Annotated in this window: 15 protein-coding genes and 1 tRNA gene; 1 reads left to right on the forward strand and 15 read right to left on the reverse strand. The window is 69.6% G+C overall.

Annotated features, from left to right (window positions below):
* Positions 1–57: 57 nt before the first annotated feature.
* The 8 genes from ACFWWR_RS29890 to ACFWWR_RS29925 form a co-directional block, all read right to left on the reverse strand.
* A complete protein-coding gene (locus tag ACFWWR_RS29890) occupies positions 58–1,863 on the reverse strand; it encodes a trypsin-like serine protease (protein ID WP_384306442.1) in 1,806 nt (601 codons plus the stop codon).
* Positions 1,864–2,000: 137 nt separating this feature from the next.
* The gene (gene rho, locus ACFWWR_RS29895; RefSeq protein WP_384306335.1) at positions 2,001–4,103 is read right to left on the reverse strand and encodes a transcription termination factor Rho; all 2,103 of its coding nucleotides are present in this window, start codon (positions 4,101–4,103) and stop codon (positions 2,001–2,003) included.
* 408 nt (positions 4,104–4,511) lie between these two features.
* A complete protein-coding gene (gene thrB, locus ACFWWR_RS29900) occupies positions 4,512–5,441 on the reverse strand; it encodes a homoserine kinase (RefSeq protein WP_383866951.1) in 930 nt (309 codons plus the stop codon).
* A 278-nt stretch (positions 5,442–5,719) separates the two neighbouring features.
* Complete coding sequence (gene thrC, locus ACFWWR_RS29905; RefSeq protein WP_383866953.1) at positions 5,720–6,778, reverse strand: threonine synthase; 1,059 nt, start codon at positions 6,776–6,778, stop codon at positions 5,720–5,722.
* Between the two features lie 6 nt (positions 6,779–6,784).
* A complete protein-coding gene (locus tag ACFWWR_RS29910) occupies positions 6,785–8,077 on the reverse strand; it encodes a homoserine dehydrogenase (RefSeq protein ID WP_383866955.1) in 1,293 nt (430 codons plus the stop codon).
* 148 nt (positions 8,078–8,225) lie between these two features.
* Positions 8,226–9,617: a diaminopimelate decarboxylase gene (gene lysA, locus ACFWWR_RS29915; RefSeq protein WP_383866957.1), complete on the reverse strand. Its 1,392-nt coding sequence runs from the start codon at positions 9,615–9,617 to the stop codon at positions 8,226–8,228.
* 18 nt (positions 9,618–9,635) lie between these two features.
* Complete coding sequence (gene nrtL, locus ACFWWR_RS29920) at positions 9,636–10,742, reverse strand: ArgS-related anticodon-binding protein NrtL (RefSeq protein ID WP_384306337.1); 1,107 nt, start codon at positions 10,740–10,742, stop codon at positions 9,636–9,638.
* Positions 10,743–11,087: 345 nt separating this feature from the next.
* Complete coding sequence (locus tag ACFWWR_RS29925; RefSeq protein ID WP_384306340.1) at positions 11,088–11,612, reverse strand: response regulator; 525 nt, start codon at positions 11,610–11,612, stop codon at positions 11,088–11,090.
* 154 nt (positions 11,613–11,766) lie between these two features.
* Between ACFWWR_RS29925 and ACFWWR_RS29930 the strand changes: the two genes are divergently transcribed.
* Positions 11,767–11,838, forward strand: a tRNA-Arg gene (locus ACFWWR_RS29930).
* A gap of 134 nt (positions 11,839–11,972) precedes the next feature.
* On the opposite strand, the gene ACFWWR_RS29935 is transcribed toward ACFWWR_RS29930, so the two are convergent.
* The 7 genes from ACFWWR_RS29935 to ACFWWR_RS29965 all read right to left on the reverse strand — a co-directional run bounded on the left by ACFWWR_RS29935 (position 11,973) and on the right by ACFWWR_RS29965 (position 17,604).
* Entirely contained in the window at positions 11,973–13,433 is a 1,461-nt protein-coding gene (locus ACFWWR_RS29935; protein WP_384306343.1) for a tyrosine-type recombinase/integrase, read from the reverse strand.
* Positions 13,430–13,621 (reverse strand): AlpA family transcriptional regulator, encoded by a 192-nt coding sequence (locus ACFWWR_RS29940; protein ID WP_101400676.1) that lies wholly within the window; start codon positions 13,619–13,621, stop codon positions 13,430–13,432. The genes ACFWWR_RS29935 and ACFWWR_RS29940 overlap by 4 nt, the downstream gene beginning before the upstream one ends.
* A 315-nt stretch (positions 13,622–13,936) precedes the next feature.
* Positions 13,937–15,481, reverse strand: a complete 1,545-nt coding sequence (locus ACFWWR_RS29945) for a YfjI family protein (RefSeq protein WP_384306346.1) — start codon at positions 15,479–15,481, stop codon at positions 13,937–13,939.
* 178 nt (positions 15,482–15,659) lie between these two features.
* On the reverse strand, positions 15,660–16,577 hold the full coding sequence (locus ACFWWR_RS29950) for a bifunctional DNA primase/polymerase (protein WP_384306348.1): 918 nt from the start codon (positions 16,575–16,577) through the stop codon (positions 15,660–15,662).
* 84 nt (positions 16,578–16,661) lie between these two features.
* Entirely contained in the window at positions 16,662–17,102 is a 441-nt protein-coding gene (locus tag ACFWWR_RS29955) for a hypothetical protein (RefSeq protein ID WP_384306445.1), read from the reverse strand.
* A gap of 38 nt (positions 17,103–17,140) precedes the next feature.
* Positions 17,141–17,332, reverse strand: coding sequence for a hypothetical protein (locus ACFWWR_RS29960; RefSeq protein ID WP_384306351.1), 192 nt, complete (start codon positions 17,330–17,332; stop codon positions 17,141–17,143).
* Complete coding sequence (locus ACFWWR_RS29965; RefSeq protein WP_384306354.1) at positions 17,329–17,604, reverse strand: hypothetical protein; 276 nt, start codon at positions 17,602–17,604, stop codon at positions 17,329–17,331. The genes ACFWWR_RS29960 and ACFWWR_RS29965 overlap by 4 nt, the downstream gene beginning before the upstream one ends.
* Positions 17,605–17,679 lie beyond the last annotated feature (75 nt).

Consider the following 17,679-nt stretch of genomic DNA (forward strand, 5'->3'; position numbering starts at 1 on the left):
CATCGGTGGCCACAGTGCGTAACGGGCCATTCGGGGCGAACCCCTCTCACCAGCGGCTCAGCCGAAGATGTCGTACTGCTTGAAATCGGTCCCCACGGAGATCCTTGTGGCGAAGATCTCGCTGGTGGCCTTGCCGGTGCCCTTGTACAGATAGAGCGTGCCGCCGGGCGTACGGGCCAGGAAGTCGGCCTTGCCGTCGCCGGTGACGTCGCCGACCGCGTCGAAGGCGTTGTACGTCGCGCTGCTCCAGGTGCGCACCTTGACCCTGGCGGAGAAGGCTCCGCTGCCGGACTTGCCGGTGCCCTTGTACAGGTAGATGTAGCCGTTGCTCCTGCCGCGGGCGATCAGGTCGGTCTTGCCGTCGCCGGTGAAGTCGCCGTGGCCGCGCAGGGAGTCGTACTGGTTCCAGCCGGAGCCGAACTTCACGCGGGCCGCGAAGGTGCCGTTGCCCTTGCCGGGGTAGATCCACAGGACGCCCGCGGAGTCGACCGAGAGCAGGTCGGGCAGGTAGTCGCCGGTGACGTCGCCGGGGGCGAGGATGCGGGTGCGGGTCTTCCAGTTGTCGAAGATCTGCTGGGGGTCGGCCCAGCTCTCGGTGGCCGGGACGTAGCGCCACCAGTAGACGTCGCCGGTCGTGCTCTCCCGGTACACGAAGTCCTGGTAGCCGTCCCGGTTGAGGTCGGTCTGCAGGACGACGTTGACGCCGCTCCAGTTGCCCCAGGACTGGCGGGCGCCGAAGGCGGAGCCCGTGGAGTCCTTCTCGTAGCCGGTCTTGGTGGAGGCGTTGCGCACCCACAGGTCGGCCTTGTGGTCGAAGCTCAGGTTGGTGTCATCGACGCGCGGATAGGCGGCGCCGACGTACGTGCTGACCTTGGTGAAGACGCTGTACGCGCCCTTCGTCACGCAGTTCGGCACGCCCCACGAGACGACGCCGACGATCCGGTTGTTCACGACCAGCGGGCCGCCGGAGTCGCCGTTGCAGGCGGACGTCGTACCGGTGTCGCTGCCGGTGGCGGGCGTGCCCGCGCAGACCATGCGGCCCTTGACGAAGTCGGCGCCGTAGTAGCCGGCGCAGGTGGCGTCGGACTTGATCGGCAGCGTCGCCGTCTTCAGCGTCTGGGAGACGGCCTTGGTGGTGGAGCTGGTACGGCCCCAGCCGTAGAGCTTCGCACCGGTGCCGGCGGCGTACGAGGCGGTGTCGCCGGACGTCGTCATCCGTATCGGCGTCGCCTTGACCGGGCGGGCCAGGGTGAGCACCGCGATGTCGTTGCTGAGGGTCCGCGCGCTGTAGTCCGGGTGGTTCCACTGCCGCAGGACCCCGCTGGCGGTGCCGCCGTGCAGGTCGTCCGACGAGGGCAGCTGCGAGGTCCCGGTCACGACGGCGCCGCCGGCATGCCAGTCGTAGCCCTTCACGCAGTGCGCGGCGGTGAGGATCTTCGTCGGCGCGACCACGGCACCGCCGCAGAAGAAGTCGGTGTCGTCGCCCTCGTCGACGGTGCCCTGGTCGTCGGTGTACCAGAGCTGCGCCATCCACGGGGCGGTGGTGATGGTGGTCGTCGTACCGCCGATGACCTGCGGGTCGACGGTGGCCGTGCCGGCGTCGGTGCTCGCGCTCAGCGAGGTCTTGGCCGCCGTGCCGCCCGGGGTGCCGTCACCGGCCATGGCATCGGCGATCCGCTGCTCCAGCTCGGCGAGCGAGGGCTGCGCGACGGCGGCCCTGACCGGCGGTTTCGGCGTGGCGACGGTGGCGGCGCCCGCGGACGACGTCAACAGCGCGGCGGCCACGGCGGCGGCCACACCGGCCGCGGCGACAGGCAGGGCGATCTGTATTCGCCGTCTGTGCCGGCCGCCGCCCCCGGACATGGGTGTACCCACGTAAGTCCCCCCTCGGGATCATGAGTTCGCGGTCGGGAAGTCGACCGAAGAGCGTGATCGTATCCCGGGCACACAGCACGAAGGGCCACCCCTGGCACAGGGGTGGCCCTTCGTGGAAGGTGACGTCAGTCGCCGTTGCCCGGCGTCGGGGTCGTCTTCTGGATCTGCAGCAGGAACTCGGCGTTCGACTTCGTCTGCCTCATCTTGTCGAGAAGCAGCTCGATCGCCTGCTGCTGGTCGAGCGCGTGCAGCACCCGGCGCAGCTTCCAGGTGATGGCGAGCTCGTCGCTGCCGAGCAGGAGCTCTTCCTTACGGGTGCCGGACGCGTCGACGTCCACCGCCGGGAAGACACGCTTGTCGGCGAGCTTGCGGTCGAGCTTGAGCTCGGCGTTGCCGGTGCCCTTGAACTCCTCGAAGATGACCTCGTCCATGCGGGACCCGGTGTCCACCAGGGCGGTGGCGAGGATGGTCAGTGAGCCGCCGTCCTCGATGTTGCGGGCCGCACCGAAGAAGCGCTTCGGGGGGTACAGGGCGGTCGAGTCGACACCACCGGACAGGATGCGGCCGGAGGCCGGGGCGGCGAGGTTGTACGCACGGCCCAGACGCGTGATCGAGTCGAGCAGCACGACGACGTCGTGGCCCAGCTCCACCAGGCGCTTGGCGCGCTCGATCGCCAGCTCTGCGACCGTGGTGTGGTCCTCGGCCGGACGGTCGAAGGTCGAGGAGATGACCTCGCCCTTGACCGACCGCTGCATGTCGGTGACCTCTTCCGGACGCTCGTCGACCAGGACGACCATCAGGTGGCACTCGGGGTTGTTGTGCGTGATCGCGTTGGCGATCGCCTGCATGATCATGGTCTTGCCGGTCTTCGGCGGGGCCACGATCAGACCGCGCTGGCCCTTACCGATCGGCGCGACGAGGTCGATGATGCGGGTGGTGAGGACGCCGGGGTCCGTCTCCAGACGGAGGCGGTCCTGCGGGTACAGCGGCGTCAGCTTGTTGAACTCCGGCCGCCCGCGCCCGGATTCGGGCGCCATGCCGTTCTGCGAGTCCAGGCGGACCAGCGCGTTGAACTTCTCGCGGCGCTCACCCTCCTTCGGCTGGCGTACGGCACCGGTGACGTGGTCGCCCTTGCGCAGGCCGTTCTTGCGGACCTGGGCGAGCGAGACGTACACGTCGTTGGGGCCCGGCAGGTAGCCCGACGTACGGATGAAGGCGTAGTTGTCGAGGATGTCGAGAATGCCCGCGACGGGGATCAGGACGTCGTCGTCGGCCAGCTGCGGCTCGGGGCCGCTCATCTCGTCACGGCCGCGACGACCACGGCGGTCGCGGTAGCGGCCGCGACGGCCACGGCGGCCGCCGTCGAAGTCGTCGTCGTCCTGCGGGCCGTTGTCGCGCTGGCGGTCCTGACGGTCCTGTCGACCGCCGCCGCCCTGCTGCTGACGGTCCTGGCGGTCCTGTCGGTCCTGTCGGTCCTGGCGCTGCGGCTGGCCGCCGCCCTGACCGCCCTGGCCGCCCTGACCGCCCTGACCGCTCTGGCCGCCCTGCTGCTCGTCGCCCTTGCGGCGATCGCCGCGGTCACGGTCGCGGCCGCGCTCACGGCGGTCGCGACGACGGCCCTCGCCGCCGTCGGCGTCGCCCTGCGCCTGCGGGGCGGGCGTCTCGGCCTTCGGCTCGCTCTTGGCCTCGGCGGTGACCGTCTCCGGGCTGCCCGCCTCGGCGGTGGCACGGCGACGGCGGCGCTCGGTGGGAGCGTCGTCTCCCCCGGCCTCACTCGCGCGGGAGGGGCCGCCGGCCGGCTGGCCGGGGATCTCGATCTGCTGCTGGGCCACGGCCTTCTCGGCGGGGGCCTCGGACTTCGCGGCCGCCTTCTTCGCGGCGGCGGGAGCGGCCTCGTCGCCCGTACGGGCCTTGGAGGTGGCACGGCGCTTGGGCTTGGTCTCGGCAGCGACGTCCCCAGCGGGACTCGCCGTCTTGGGAGCAGCGCCACCTCCTCCGGCCTGCGCTTCCTTGATGACCTCGATCAGCTGGCTCTTGCGCATGCGCGCAGTGCCCCTGATGCCGAGGCCCGAGGCGACCTGCTGCAGCTCGGCCAGCACCATGCCGTCGAGGCCGGTACCGCGGCGCCGCCGGGAGCCGGCACCGGTGGCAGGCGCGGAGGCGTCCGTGGCGGGCGCGGCAGCGGTCTCCTCGACACGTGCGCCCATCAGATCGGTGGTGTCGCTCACGAAGGGTCCTTCCCTGGAGCGGACGTCGGCCTGTCTGGCTCGGCGACCGGTTGTGCTGTCCGGCTTCGGTCCTTGCTGTGTGGACCGTGCCGGGGCGGTGGTCCGCCTGAACGGCGGAGGAATGTGGTGACGGCGCTTCCGAAAGCCGTGGCACTGAGTGTCCGTGTCACGTGACTTGGTCGCACCGGTTCCGGAGCGTGCCCGGCAAGTCGCTCAGTGCCCGCGTACGAGGTACTGCCCGCGTACGTCGTACGAAACACAGTGCGGCTTGGGAGGCTCCCGGAAGAGTGTCTGTCCCGGACGGGGACGTGAAGCACCTCGCCATGGTGGGGTCGGGTGCAGACTTGAGGTTAACACTACCGGATCCAACAAACATTCCCCCTCTCGAAATCCGGCAAGCGCCGGACTTCAGATGTCACTGGCGGGCGCCAGTGGCAGCACGCTCGCCCCGTGGGCGTCGAACTTCAGACGGTTCGCCGCCCAGCCCCCGCCTGCCAGATGAGCGACCTTGTCGGCGCTCTCGCCGTCGACCAGCGCGAGCACCGTGGGGCCCGCGCCGGAGATGACTGCCGGGACCCCGTCGGCCCGCAGCCGCTCCACCAGCGCCGCGCTCTCCGGCATGGCCGGCGCCCGGTACTCCTGGTGGAGACGGTCCTCGGTGGCCGGCAGCAGCAGCTCGGGGCGCCTGGTCAGGGCCTCGACGAGCAGGGCGGCACGGCCTGCGTTGGTGGCGGCGTCGACGTGCGGCACGGTGCGCGGAAGCAGTCCGCGCGCGGTCTCCGTCAGGACCGGCTTACCGGGCACGAAAACCACCGGAACGATGGAATCGGCGGGCTCCATCCTGATCGCCCGGGCGGCACCGGCCTCCATCCAGGAGAGCGTGAAACCGCCGAGCAGACAGGCCGCCACGTTGTCGGGGTGACCCTCGATCTCGGTCGCGAGCTCAAGCAGGGCGGTGTCGTCCAGCCTGGCCTCGCCGCCTATGGTCACGGCGCGCGCGGCGACGATGCCGGCGCAGATGGCGGCCGAGGAGGAGCCGAGGCCCCGGCCGTGCGGGATGCGGTTCGCGCAGACGATCTCCAGGCCGCGCGGCTGTCCGCCGAGCAGGTCGAAGGCGGTGCGCAGGGACCGTACGAGAAGGTGGTTCTCGTCACGCGGGAGCGTCTCGCTGCCCTCACCCGCGATGTCGATGTGCAGTCCGGAGTCGGCCACCCGGACGACCACGTCGTCGTAGAGCCCGAGCGACAGGCCGAGGGCGTCGAAGCCCGGGCCGAGGTTGGCGCTGGTGGCGGGGACGCGCACTCGGACGGCGGCGGCGCGGAAGGCTGGACCGGCCATCTCTCGATGACTCTCCTTGAGCTGCGGGACTGTCGAAGACATTCGATACGTACGTGAGGTTCCCTGGGGTGTGAGGACCCTGGGGACCGCTTCCGGGCCGCGGAGACGGCGCGGCACCCGGCCATATGCGGAGGCATATGCGGCGGGCGGGTTCGGTACAGCCTATCGAAGGAAGGTTCCGTGGCGACATAGGGCGCACAGGAGGCGCACGATGCGTGTCGTAAGCCCCCTGTGCACCTTCTCTGGGGATTACCCGATCCCAGAGGTTGTCGCGCAGGTCAGACGAGGCCGAGGCGCTCGGCCGCGGTGGCCGCGTCGACCGGGACGGTGACCGGCTGCGGGGCACCGGCGACGGCCCAGTCGGGGTCCTTGAGGCCGTTTCCGGTGACGGTGCACACGATCTGCTGCCCCGGGTCGACCTTGCCCTGTTCGGCGGCCTTCAGCAGGCCGGCCACCGACGCGGCGGAGGCCGGCTCGACGAACACACCCTCCTGAGCGGCCAACAGCCGGTAGGCACGCAGGATTTCACGGTCCGTCACCTCGTCGATGAAGCCGCCGGACTCGTCCCGCGCCGCCAGGGCGTACTGCCAGGACGCGGGGTTGCCGATCCGGATGGCGGTAGCGATGGTCGACGGGTCCTTGACGATCTCGCCGCGCACGATCGGGGCACTGCCGGACGCCTGGAAACCCCACATGCGGGGGGTCCTGGTGGCGATGCCGTCGGCGGCGTACTCCTTGTAGCCCTTCCAGTACGCCGTGATGTTGCCCGCGTTGCCGACCGGCAGGACGTGGATGTCGGGTGCGTCCCCGAGCATGTCCACGATCTCGAACGCGGCCGTCTTCTGGCCCTCGATACGCACCGGGTTGACCGAATTCACCAGCGACACGGGGTAGTTGTCGCTCAGCGCGCGAGCGAGGGTGAGGCAGTCGTCGAAGTTGCCGTCGACCTGGAGGATCTTGGCGCCGTGCACGAGCGCCTGCCCCATCTTGCCGAGCGCGATCTTGCCCCGCGGGACCAGGACGGCGCAGACCATCCCGGCGCGCACGGCGTACGCGGCGGCACTCGCGGACGTGTTGCCGGTGGAGGCGCAGATGACCGCCTTCGCGCCCTCCTCCTTGGCCCGCGTGATGGCCATGGTCATGCCGCGGTCCTTGAAGGACCCGGTGGGGTTGGCGCCCTCCACCTTGAGGTGGACCTCGCAGCCGGTGCGCTCGGAGAGCACCTGCGCGGGCACGAGGGGCGTGCCGCCCTCGCGGAGCGTCACGACCGGAGTGGTGTCGGACACCGGCAGCCGGTCCCGGTACTCCTCGATGATTCCGCGCCACTGGTGGGTCATTGCTGGTTACTCTCCTTCAACCCGCATGATGCTGGCGACACCACGCACGGTGTCGAGCTTGCGCAACGCCTCGACGGTGCCGCCCAGGGCGGCGTCGGACGCTCGGTGCGTGACGACGACGAGAGAGGCCTCGCCGTCCTTCCCCTGCTGGCGAACGGTATCGATCGAGACACCGTGCTCGGCGAACACGGTGGCGACCTGGGCGAGAACACCCGGTTTGTCCGCCACGTCGAGGCTGATGTGGTAGCGCGTGACGACCGCGCCCATGCCCGACACGGGCAGCGCGGCGTACGAGGACTCACCGGGGCCGGTGGCGCCGTTGAGCCGGTTGCGGCAGACCGCCACCAGATCGCCGAGGACGGCGGAGGCGGTGGGGGCGCCGCCGGCGCCGGGGCCGTAGAACATCAGCTGCCCCGAGGCGTCGGACTCGACGAACACGGCGTTGTACGCGCCGCGCACGGAGGCGAGCGGGTGGGTCAGCGGAATCATCGCGGGATGCACGCGCGCGGTGACGGATCCGCCGTCCTCCGCCCGCTCGCAGATGGCGAGCAGTTTGATGGTGCAGCCCATCTCCCTCGCGGAGGCGAAGTCGGCTGCTGTGACCTCCGTCATGCCCTCGCGGTACACGTCGTCGAGACGCACGCGCGTGTGGAAGGCGATCCCGGCGAGGATGGCGGCCTTGGCGGCGGCGTCGAAACCCTCGACGTCGGCGGTCGGGTCGGCCTCGGCGTACCCGAGGGCGGTGGCCTCGTCGAGGGCCTCCTGATAACCCGCGCCCGTGCTGTCCATCTTGTCGAGGATGAAGTTCGTGGTCCCGTTGACGATCCCGAGCACCCGGTTGACCTTGTCGCCGGCGAGGGACTCGCGCAGCGGCCGGATCAGCGGGATGGCACCGGCGACGGCGGCCTCGTAGTAGAGGTCCTTGTTGTTCGCCTCCGCCGCCGCGTGAAGGTCGGCGCCGTCCTGGGCGAGGAGGGCCTTGTTCGCGGAGACGACGGAGGCGCCGTGCTCGAAGGCGGTGGTGATGAGGGTGCGAGCGGGCTCGATACCGCCGATGACCTCGACGACCACGTCGATGTCACCGCGCTTGACGAGGGCGGTGGCGTCGGTGGTGACGAGGGCGGGGTCGATGCCTTCGCGGACCTTGGAGGGCCGTCGTACGGCCACACCGGCGAGCTCCACGGGCGCACCGATCCGCGCGGCGAGGTCGTCGGCGTGCGTCGTCATGATGCGCGCCACCTCTGAGCCGACCACTCCACAGCCCAGCAGCGCCACCTTCAGCGGACGCGTACGCATCATCCGACCTCGTTTCCTCATACCGTCACGGTGGGACCAGTCTCACTCACCGGACGGGAGTTTCTATCCCATGTCCGGATCGTGAGACATCGATTTCATTTGTACGGGGCGGGAAGACAGGAGATCTTCCACCCCCTGTTTTCCGGGGTGCTCACCCCACATCGAGGCGCAGCAGGTCCTCCTCCGTCTCACGGCGGACGATCACCCGGGACTCGCCGTCGTGGACCGCGACGACCGGCGGGCGCAGCACGTGGTTGTAGTTGCTGGCCATGGACCGGCAGTAGGCACCCGTGGCCGGTACGGCGATCAGGTCACCCGGTGCCAGGTCGGCCGGCAGGAACGCGTCCTTCACCACGATGTCACCACTCTCGCAGTGCTTGCCGACGACGCGGGCGAGCATCGGCGCCGCGTCGGAGGTGCGCGAGACGAGAGCGACGCTGTACTCGGCGTCGTACAGCGCGGTACGGATGTTGTCGGACATGCCACCGTCGACGGAGACGTACGTACGCAGCCCGTCCAGGGGCTTGATGGTGCCGACCTCGTAGAGCGTGAAGGCGGTCGGGCCGACGATGGCGCGTCCCGGCTCGACGGAGATGCGAGGCGTGCGCAGCTTGGCGCCCTCGCACTCACGGGTGACGATCTCGGTCAGCGCCTTGGCGATCTCGTGGGGCTCGCGGGGGTCGTCGTCGCTGGTGTAGGCGATGCCGAGACCGCCACCGAGGTCGATCTCGGGCAGCTCGACCCCGTGCTCGTCACGCACCTCCTTCAGCAGCCCGACGACACGGTGGGCGGCGACCTCGAACCCGGACATGTCGAAGATCTGCGACCCGATGTGGCTGTGGATCCCGATGAGTTCGAGCCCGTCAAGCCGGAGGGCGCGGCGTACGGCCTCGGCGGCCTGGCCCCCGGCAAGCGGAATGCCGAACTTCTGGTCCTCGTGGGCGGTGGCGATGAACTCGTGGGTGTGGGCCTCGACGCCGACGGTGATACGGATCTGCACCCGTTGCCGCTTGCCCAGGGACTGCGCGATGTGGGCGACGCGGACGATCTCCTGGAACGAGTCGAGAACGATACGTCCGACGCCCGCCTCGATGGCCCGGTGAATCTCCTCCGTCGACTTGTTGTTGCCGTGGAAGGCGATGCGGTCGGCGGGCATACCGGCGGAGAGGGCGGTCGCGAGCTCGCCGCCCGAGCAGACGTCGAGATTGAGCCCTTCCTCGTGCAGCCAGCGGACGATGGCGCGGGAGAGGAAGGCCTTGCCGGCGTAGAAGACATCGGCGTCGGTACCGAAGGCACTGCGCCAGGCGCGCGCTCGGGCCCGGAAGTCGGTCTCGTCGATGACGTAGGCGGGGGTGCCGTGCTCCTCGGCGAGGGCCTTCACGTCGATGCCGCCGACGGTGACGACGCCGTCCTGGTCGCGGGTGACGGTCTGCGCCCACACCTTGGGGTCGAGGGTGTTGAGGTCTGCGGGCGGGGCCGAGTAGTGGCCCTCGGGGAGGACATCGGCGTGACGGGGCCCGGCGGGGTGTGCGGAACGGCTCATGACGTGTTCGGTGCTTCCTCAGAGGTGATCGGGTGCGTCGATACCGAGCAGGGACAGGCCGCCGGCCAGCACCGTCCCGGCGGCTTCGGCGAGTGCCAGCCGGGCACGGTGGGCGGCCGAGGGTTTCTCCGCGCCACGCGGCAGGACGACGGGAAGGAAGGGGAGCACGGCATCGGCGACGGTGACGAGGTGCCGGGCGAGACGGTCCGGGGCACGGTGTGCTGCGGCGTGGGCCAGGACGCGGGGGTGGTCGCTCAGGGCGGCGAGGAGGGGGGGCGCCTCGGGGAGGTGGGGTGCGTCGAGGAGAGGGCCGGGCTCGGGGAGAGGGCGTGCGTCGGCAAGAGGGCCGGGCTCAGGGGTGAAGCCCAGGTCGGCGGCGTTACGACTCAGGGCCCGGGTACGGGCGTGGGCGTAGCGGACGCGGAAGAGGGGGTTGCCCTCACGCTGGACTAGATGGTCGTCGCTGATGCGGGGCCGGTCGTGGGCGGCGGGGAGCAGCAGGGCCCACCGGGCGGCGTCCCGGCCGAGGGGAACGGGGTCGGCGGCCACGGGGACGGGGCGTACGTCGACGTCGAGGGGCGCCGACGCGCCGGGCCTGCCGTACGCGTCGACCCGCACGCCGAGGACATCCACCCACGCCGACTCGGGACGCGCCTCGCAGCTGGTACGCACGAGCGCCCCCTGGGAGCGCAGCAGCCGGGCGACGACATCCATCACCACGACGGCACGGACCTCATGAGGGGCGTGCAGCTGGACGACCTGTCCGGTGGGCCCGTCGGCGTACCCGTACCACTGCCCGCGCCTCACAATCTCCTCGACCAGCGCAGCGGACGACGTGCTCCGCAGGCTGATGTTGAGAAACCCGGGCCCGGTGACGACGACGTCCGCGACCTCGGCCGTATCGAGGTCGAGCAGATACGACCGGAGGATCTCGGCGACGCGCTGCGGCGGCTGTCCGGCCGGGCGGGCGAGCTGAAGAGCGATGTTGGTGGCGTAGTCACCACAACCACCGGGCCCAGGCACACCCACCACGGCCCGCCCCGGCACCGTCACGCTCAGCTCCCCCTCGTCGACAGCACGACGCACCGCGCGCAGCACGGTACGGGAGAGCTCGACGGGGGTCACGGGACAAGCGTAGGGGAGGAGGGGGGTGGGTAGGCGAGTCGGTTTGTGCGGGGGTCCGGGATGTGGACGGGGTGGGGTGGTCGGGCGGTGTTGTCCGGGGGGCGCGCGGGGGTGCCGGGGGCGTATTGGGCGCGGGGGTGCCGGGATGTGCTGGGTGCAGGGTTGCTTGGGGATTGTTGGGCCGGGGTGTGCGGAGTCGCGTGGGCCCGTTGGGCGGGGGGCGCCGGGTGCGGGGTTGCTTGGGGATTGTTGGGCCGGGGTGTGACGGGTGCGGGGTGCGGTGCGGGGCTACGTGGGGAGCGTCGGGCGGGGTGCCGGTGGGGGTGTGCGCCGGGTAGGTGGGGGTCAGCCGCCGCTTCGGCCGGCCCGCTCGGCCTCGCCGCCGAGGACACTCCCAAACACCATCCCGTCCGCTCCCCCTGCGGCTTCCCCGGGCTGCCGACTCTGCTTCCGCTCGATCAACTCCCGTACGATCCGCACGAGTTCGGCAGGCTCGAAGGGCTTGGCGAGGAACGCGTCGACGCCGACATCCAGCCCGGCCTCGACCTCGTACTGCGTACAGGCACTGACGATGGCGAGGGGGAGGTCACTGGTGCGCGGGTCGTCCCGCAACCGGGCGGCCGTCCGCAGTCCGTCCAACCGAGGCATGACGACATCAAGGGTGACCACATCGGGGCGCACCTGATGAACGACATCCAGACACTCGACACCATCGGCCGCGGTCACGACCTCGAGGCCCTCCAGCTCGAGATTGACCCTGATCAGCTGCCGGATGACCTTGTTGTCGTCCACAACAAGCACCCGGCCCGACGCGCCTGGCACAACTCGAGAGTAGGTCCGGACCGGCCACCGCGTCCGGGTTTTCCCCACTTCCACCCTGTGCGGGCGCCCCTTCCCTCCGCGGCAACGACCGGACCACCCCGCAAGCCCGTGCCCGACCGGCCTGACCCCGCAAAACCGTTCATGAACACCCCAACGGAGCTGGTAGGGTTCTACCCGTCGCCGCGAACACCGCAGCCGACACGCCCCCGTAGCTCAGGGGATAGAGCAACGGCCTCCGGAGCCGTGTGCGCAGGTTCGAATCCTGCCGGGGGCACTCGCCTACAACCAGCACAGATCATGCGCTGACCAGGGCGGATGCCATGAGTGAAGAGCCGGACCCAGTCTCACTGAGTCCGGCTCTTTGTCGTTGTTGCGCGCTGATCGCGATAGACCTGCGATAGAGCGCGGCTACGCCTCGGGGTCGTCCTCCCCCTCCCAGTCGAGTTCCTTTTCGATCTTCTTGTTCATGGCCTCCTCCTGGCCGTAGATACACCCCTCGTAGACGCGGTGGATCACCTCGGGTGAGTTGCCGACCCGACGGGCGACCTCGGCCACGGGCACGCCGGCGTTCAGCCACGTCGTGATGCAGGTGTGCCGCAGGTCGTACGGTCGCCCCCCGAGGATGGACGCCTGCAGGTCCGGCGAGAACGCGTACTCCCGAGCGTCCCTCCACACGCGCCAATAGGTACTGCTGCCCACGAGACCGCCCCGCTCGTTCGTGAAGAGCCGCCCATCCTTGGCCGTGCCGAACTCCTTCACGTGGGCGCGGAGCATGGCCACGAGCGGCGGGGGGATCGGGACCGGCCGGTCTTCCTTGGCCTCCCTCGACTTCAGGCCGCGCTTGTCGTGGCGCTCTCCGCTGTCTGTCCACTGCTTGCCCGACACGGGGTGCGTGTCGTGAAGTGTCAGAACTCCCCACCCCTTCTCCGGGAGGAAGCAATCAGCCTTGCTGAGGCCCACTGCCTCACTCGGGCGGAGCCCCGCGAAGTACATGACCGCATAGAAGCCCACCAGGCGCCGACCCTTCTTGCGGTCCCATGTCCCAACGTACGAGACCGAGGCAAGGAGTTGAGCAGCCTGCGTCTTGTTCACGAGAACGCGGGGGTCCACACGGTCCGATGAAGCACTCTTCACCCTCTTGATAGCGGTGAGTGGATTCTCCGTCAGAAGCTTGCGCTCGATGGCGTATTCAACTGCGGTGTTGAGCGCGCGCCGACGGCGACGGGAGGTCTCCCCCGCCGCGGGGGTTCCATCCAGTTTGAAGGAGATCCGATACTGAACATCGCGAAGAATCTTCGGGTCTTCCAGTGAGGAGACGAGAAGCGATTTCTTGGAGATCCACCCGTAGGCGTCTTCAAGTTCCTCCGGCGGGTCAAGTTCGGCGTTCTTGGGAATGACCGACCACCGGAAGGCGAGACGTAGCTCTTCCGGTGACGGCATTTTCTGTTCCTGCTCTACCAGAGCCAGCGTCACGGCGGCGAGCCCATCGGCGATGCCCTCACGGGTCTTGGCCGCGGCGGTCGGCCAGCGCATCGCCATGTACTCGCGGCAGAACGCGAACCAGGGCAGTTCCTCGCGGGCTTGCTCCGCACTGACTTCGGCCCGTACCTCGGATTCAGGCAGACCGTCCGTGATGCGGAATGCCTCGCCACGGCGCATTGCCTGCCATAGTTCAGATCTGCGGCTCTCTGCGAGCGCCACCGTGGCGAAGGTTGCGCTACTGACCTTTCCTCCGACTTTCCAACGGAGTTGGTATGGACGGGTCTTGCTCTGCGCCTTAGACACCTTCCACAGGCGGATATCGAGAGAAAACCCGTCCGGGGCCGAGCGGTTGTTCTGCTCGGCCCCACTGTCGGTGTCCTTCGTCACGCGCTCTCCTCCAGCGTCTGGAGCCACCGACTCAGTTCGGACCGCCGGATTCGCACCGCGCCGTTCGGGAGTTTGATGGACTTCGGGCCCTTCTTGTACTGCCGCCAGCGGTAGAACGTCGCTCGCGGTACGCCTATCTCTTCGATCACTTCGGGGATGGTCAGCATCTCGTCGCGGGGCTTGGCCACGACTCCTCCTTGGGCGAGAGGGCAAGGGAAGGTGGTGGGACCAGCCGAGAGCCGCCACAGAAACCACGAAATACACAGAAACCCTGGATTGGTGGGCTGACCTGCGGCGATGCCGCGCTGTGGGGGCTGCCACAGAAATCGCGGAAAGCTCCACAGAAATAGGCGGCCGGACCGGTGTGGCCGGTGCTCGCTTATTTCTGTGGCTTCTCGGTTCGTTTCTGTGGCAGCACACCGCGAGCCCCTGACAGGGCTGTCTTTGCTGGTCAGGGGCTCGGCGGGGGTATTTCTGTGATTCTGTGGTTTCTGTGGCGGGGGTCAGGCGGTCGGGTCGGGCAGGCGGGGGTGGACCAGGTAGCGGGGGGAAGGCGGCCGGCCGCGTCCTCCGGTCCGCTGGACAGCTTGGGCGCGCACGTAGCCGTGGTCTTCCAACAGGGCCAACACGGGGTCCAAGTCGTTGGCCGTGCGGAACTCGGAGCGCGAGAGCTTGACCATCAGGTCCCGCTTGCTGACCTCGCGCCACCCATGGGTGCGCAGCGCTTCCAGCACGGTGCGGGCCCTCTCGGCGATCCGGTCCGCGCCCATCGAGTCGAACGCGGCGAGGCTGTGACTGATGAAGTACTCAGCCAGCGCGATCGCGTCGCGCACGGTCGCTTCCGCCACGGGCACCGTGTGCCCCTTGGTGAGGTGTTCGGCGAGGTGGAGCAGGGCGGCCATGCGGGCGGTGGCGCCGACCAACTTGCCGCCCCAATCGCCGATCTGCCCCATGATCCCGCCGCGGGCTTCCAACATCGGTTCCACTCGCGCCTGAAAGGCGGTGAGGGTGGCGACCGCCTCGGGGGTGAGCTGGATGAGAGCGGGATCGGTCCACTCGGCGAGGAACAGCGTCAGGTCCAGGACATGGCGCCGGTAGGTCTCCATCACCTGTTCCGGGATGGGGTCGGGTTCGATCTTGCGGCTGCCGACCAGCGACTCGGGAACCGAGTAGAGGAACCTGCCGAGCAGGCCGCGGCCCTTGAATCCGTCCTGCCGCCCGATGTCGTCCAAGACCTGCGGCTGCACGCACAACCCCATGGTGAGGGCGGGGTGTTCGATGTATTCCTCACGGGTCTGCCGGTCGACCTTGAGACGGTCGCCGGCGTGGCCTTTGAGGAAGACCCCCATGTTTGGCTTGCCGGAGTAGCGTCCGGCGATGATGTCGAAGATGTCGCCCTCTGCCGACATGACGGAGATCCGGCCGCCCTGCTCCGCCATCCGCGAGGTGACCGTCTCCGCTGTGGTGTCGTCGGCGAGCAACTGCGGTTTGACCGGCACGCTCACGCTGTCCGCGGTCTGCGCCAGCGCGATCGCGGTGGCCACCATCTCGTCACGCTCGTCCGCGCTCGCGGATGCCGCCTTGGCGGTGGCCTTGTCGGCCGCCTCCTTGGCGAGACGGGCGGTCATCTCGGCTTCCACGATGGCCGGTTGGATGAGCGTGCGCAGTTGCTGTTCCGCCTCATACAGCGGGTCGGTGAGCAGCCCGAACACGGCGGACTTCCGGTTGGCGGGCGGCAGCGAGACGACAACATAGAGGTTGGTGGGCTCGCGCCAGTGCCCGCGTACCTGCACGACCGACCGTCCGCCGGCCGCCGTGGCGAGCACCGACAGGGCGATGCATCCGGCGAGGTCGACGGGGGTCTGTGTCTCCTCGGCGACCGCGGCCACGAACTCTTGCAGCCAACCCGGCAGCGAGCCCACGGGGAACGCGGTGAGCTTGCGCGGTCCGGCGAGGGGAACGGGGTCCTCCCACACGGGCGCGGGGGGCTCTTCCAGGGCGGACAGTCCGGCCCACAGGTCGGGGCTGTCCACAGGCTTTGTGGTCATGAGGCTGCCCTCCCTTCGAGGGGGTTCAACAGCGGGCGGCGGCCGTCGTCCCTGTGCGGGTCAGGACCAACGGCAGTGCGGACGCCTTCGGCGACGCTCCTTCGGTCGCCTACGGCCGTCCGTGATGGGCGCTGTACGGCGTTCTGCGACTCTTTGGGGGGAGTTCGGGGCTTAATGGTCACGCCGCGCTCCTCTCGGCCGTCTGGAGACCGTTGGCGACCGCGCGGCGGGCGTAGTCCTCGGGCACGCCGACGGAGACGGCCGCGGCGACGATCTGCGAGCCGATGGCGTCCAGTCCGCACGGTCCGGGGCACTGTGCGTGCTGCGCTCCCAGGAACCGGGCGACACCGAACGCCTGTGAGGCGGCCCCGGATTCGGTGCGGGCGCGCACGAGAGCGAGGCCGCGTTCGAGACCGGTGCGGATGTACTGCTCGGTGTGGCGGCAGCCGGTGGCCACCGTCCGATCCCATGTGGCGCGCTCGCGGAGGGAAGAAACCACCTCCCCCGGGGCGGGGGTGGTCTCTTCCTTCACGACCAGGGCGAGGACGACAAGCGGCAGAGTGGCCATGCGGCCATTGCCGGGTCCAAGCCAACGTGCGTAGGACATGAGCGACTTGATGTCCACGCCCGACCGGACCGCGTTGTGCGACGGCATAACGCCCTGGTACAGCCAGTGCTCGCCGCGCGTCGTCGCCACCGTGCGCGTGACCGGCAGTGTCTCGTGTGCCCACGCGACGGCCGCCGCGTTGTCGAGGTCCACCACGGTCAGCCCCGCCCCGCCGGGGTGGTAGCCGACGCATACGGCCTGACGCCATGCCGCCACCCACGCAGGGGAGGCGATGACGTCGGGGACGGTGGTGGCGGCGGCCCACGCGTGGCACACGCCGGGGCAGTGGCAGGGGCCCGCGCTCTTCATGTTCGGCCGCCCGCCACAGGCGTTCTTGGCACACGTCCGGCAGTTCCCGAACGGCACTTTGCCTTCCCGCAGGGGCAGCACCGGCACGCCGGCCGCAGCCAACTCCAGCGCGGTGCACAGGTGGTCACCGTCCTGGGGGTTCGTGGCGCGGGGGCACGGGGTCTTGCGGTCAGGTGTCATGCTGGAGTTCTCCTGTTTCTGTCGAAGGGACGGAGAACCGGGGCGGTCGCGGTCTTTGGCGAGAGGCGACCGCCCCAGCCACGTCTAGCCGTGGAAGTGGTTGCGCTTGAACACGGCCTTGCGGATGTTGAAGGTGTTGCCGCCCCTGTGGCCGCTCGCGCTGAAGACCTGCACGGCGACCCATCCGCCGAAGATCACGGCGGCGAGGGTGATGAGCTGAGTGATCAGCGCGGTCAGGGCGGTGATGAACGCGGTCAGCAGGAACAGCCCGCCGCACACCGCGCCGAAGCCGATGCCCCCGAGGGCGATGTTCACCGCCGCGCGCGAGACGGGCGGCTTGGCCGCGACGGGTTCGGGCTTGGCGGGTTCGAGGGTGTAGCCGGTGACGACGCGGCCGTCCGGCAGAACGATGCTCGTCACCGCCGGGATCGTGCCCGGCTGCACCGGTACGACCGGCGCCGACGGCATCGGGGCGAGCGGAGTGGGCCGGTGGACTTCCACGGCCGCCTCACGACAGCCGGGCATGAGGGGCTTGACGGGTTCGTTCACGATCGGGCCTCCTGTCAGCCGAGGTCGCTGAGGGCGCCGGCGCATGCCTGCACGAGGTTGTGGATGGGTTCGTACGCGCCGGTCCCCGCGGCGAAGAACCCGAAGAGGAACAGCACGATGGCCGCGCCCCCTCCGGCGGACTTGGTCTTGACCGCGAGGGCGGACGCGGCACCGAACAGCAGCACGGCGGAAATGTCGAGGATCATCGCGAGCCCTCCGGGCGCGGGGTGTCGGTGCCCGCGCGGTAGATGCGGGCCCAGCGGTTGTAGAGCCAGCGGCCGACGCGTATGCGCTTGCCGGTGGCCTTGCAGCGGCGGCAGTCCTTGCCGCGCTTCTGGCGGCCCTTGCGGTCGGTCTTCATCTGGAAGCCCCAGCCGTTGCACTTGCGGCAGTTGCCGAACGGCGAGGCAGCACACACAGCGACGTAACACAGAGTCACGCCGAGAAGGAGCGTGATAGCGAGCAGGACAGGGGTCATGACAGGCCCTCCGGGGCGGGTTTCAGGGGTTTCCGCAGGTGGGCCGCTATGCGCTAGCGACCTGATCAGAGCTGG

This window comes from Streptomyces sp. NPDC058678, assembly GCF_042714835.1.
In the GTDB taxonomy this organism is placed as follows: domain Bacteria; phylum Actinomycetota; class Actinomycetes; order Streptomycetales; family Streptomycetaceae; genus Streptomyces.

Excerpts from the sequence above, each read along its gene's own strand:
- ACFWWR_RS29950 (WP_384306348.1), bottom strand. The coding sequence starts at position 16,577 with ATGACACCTGACCGCAAGACCCCGTGCCCCCGCGCCACGAACCCCCAG.
- ACFWWR_RS29965 (WP_384306354.1), bottom strand. The coding sequence starts at position 17,604 with ATGACCCCTGTCCTGCTCGCTATCACGCTCCTTCTCGGCGTGACTCTG.
- thrB (WP_383866951.1), bottom strand. The coding sequence starts at position 5,441 with ATGGCCGGTCCAGCCTTCCGCGCCGCCGCCGTCCGAGTGCGCGTCCCC.
- thrC (WP_383866953.1), bottom strand. The coding sequence starts at position 6,778 with ATGACCCACCAGTGGCGCGGAATCATCGAGGAGTACCGGGACCGGCTG.
- lysA (WP_383866957.1), bottom strand. The coding sequence starts at position 9,617 with ATGAGCCGTTCCGCACACCCCGCCGGGCCCCGTCACGCCGATGTCCTC.
- ACFWWR_RS29890 (WP_384306442.1), bottom strand. The coding sequence starts at position 1,863 with ATGTCCGGGGGCGGCGGCCGGCACAGACGGCGAATACAGATCGCCCTG.
- ACFWWR_RS29960 (WP_384306351.1), bottom strand. The coding sequence starts at position 17,332 with ATGATCCTCGACATTTCCGCCGTGCTGCTGTTCGGTGCCGCGTCCGCC.
- ACFWWR_RS29945 (WP_384306346.1), bottom strand. The coding sequence starts at position 15,481 with ATGACCACAAAGCCTGTGGACAGCCCCGACCTGTGGGCCGGACTGTCC.
- ACFWWR_RS29910 (WP_383866955.1), bottom strand. The coding sequence starts at position 8,077 with ATGATGCGTACGCGTCCGCTGAAGGTGGCGCTGCTGGGCTGTGGAGTG.
- ACFWWR_RS29955 (WP_384306445.1), bottom strand. The coding sequence starts at position 17,102 with ATGCCCGGCTGTCGTGAGGCGGCCGTGGAAGTCCACCGGCCCACTCCG.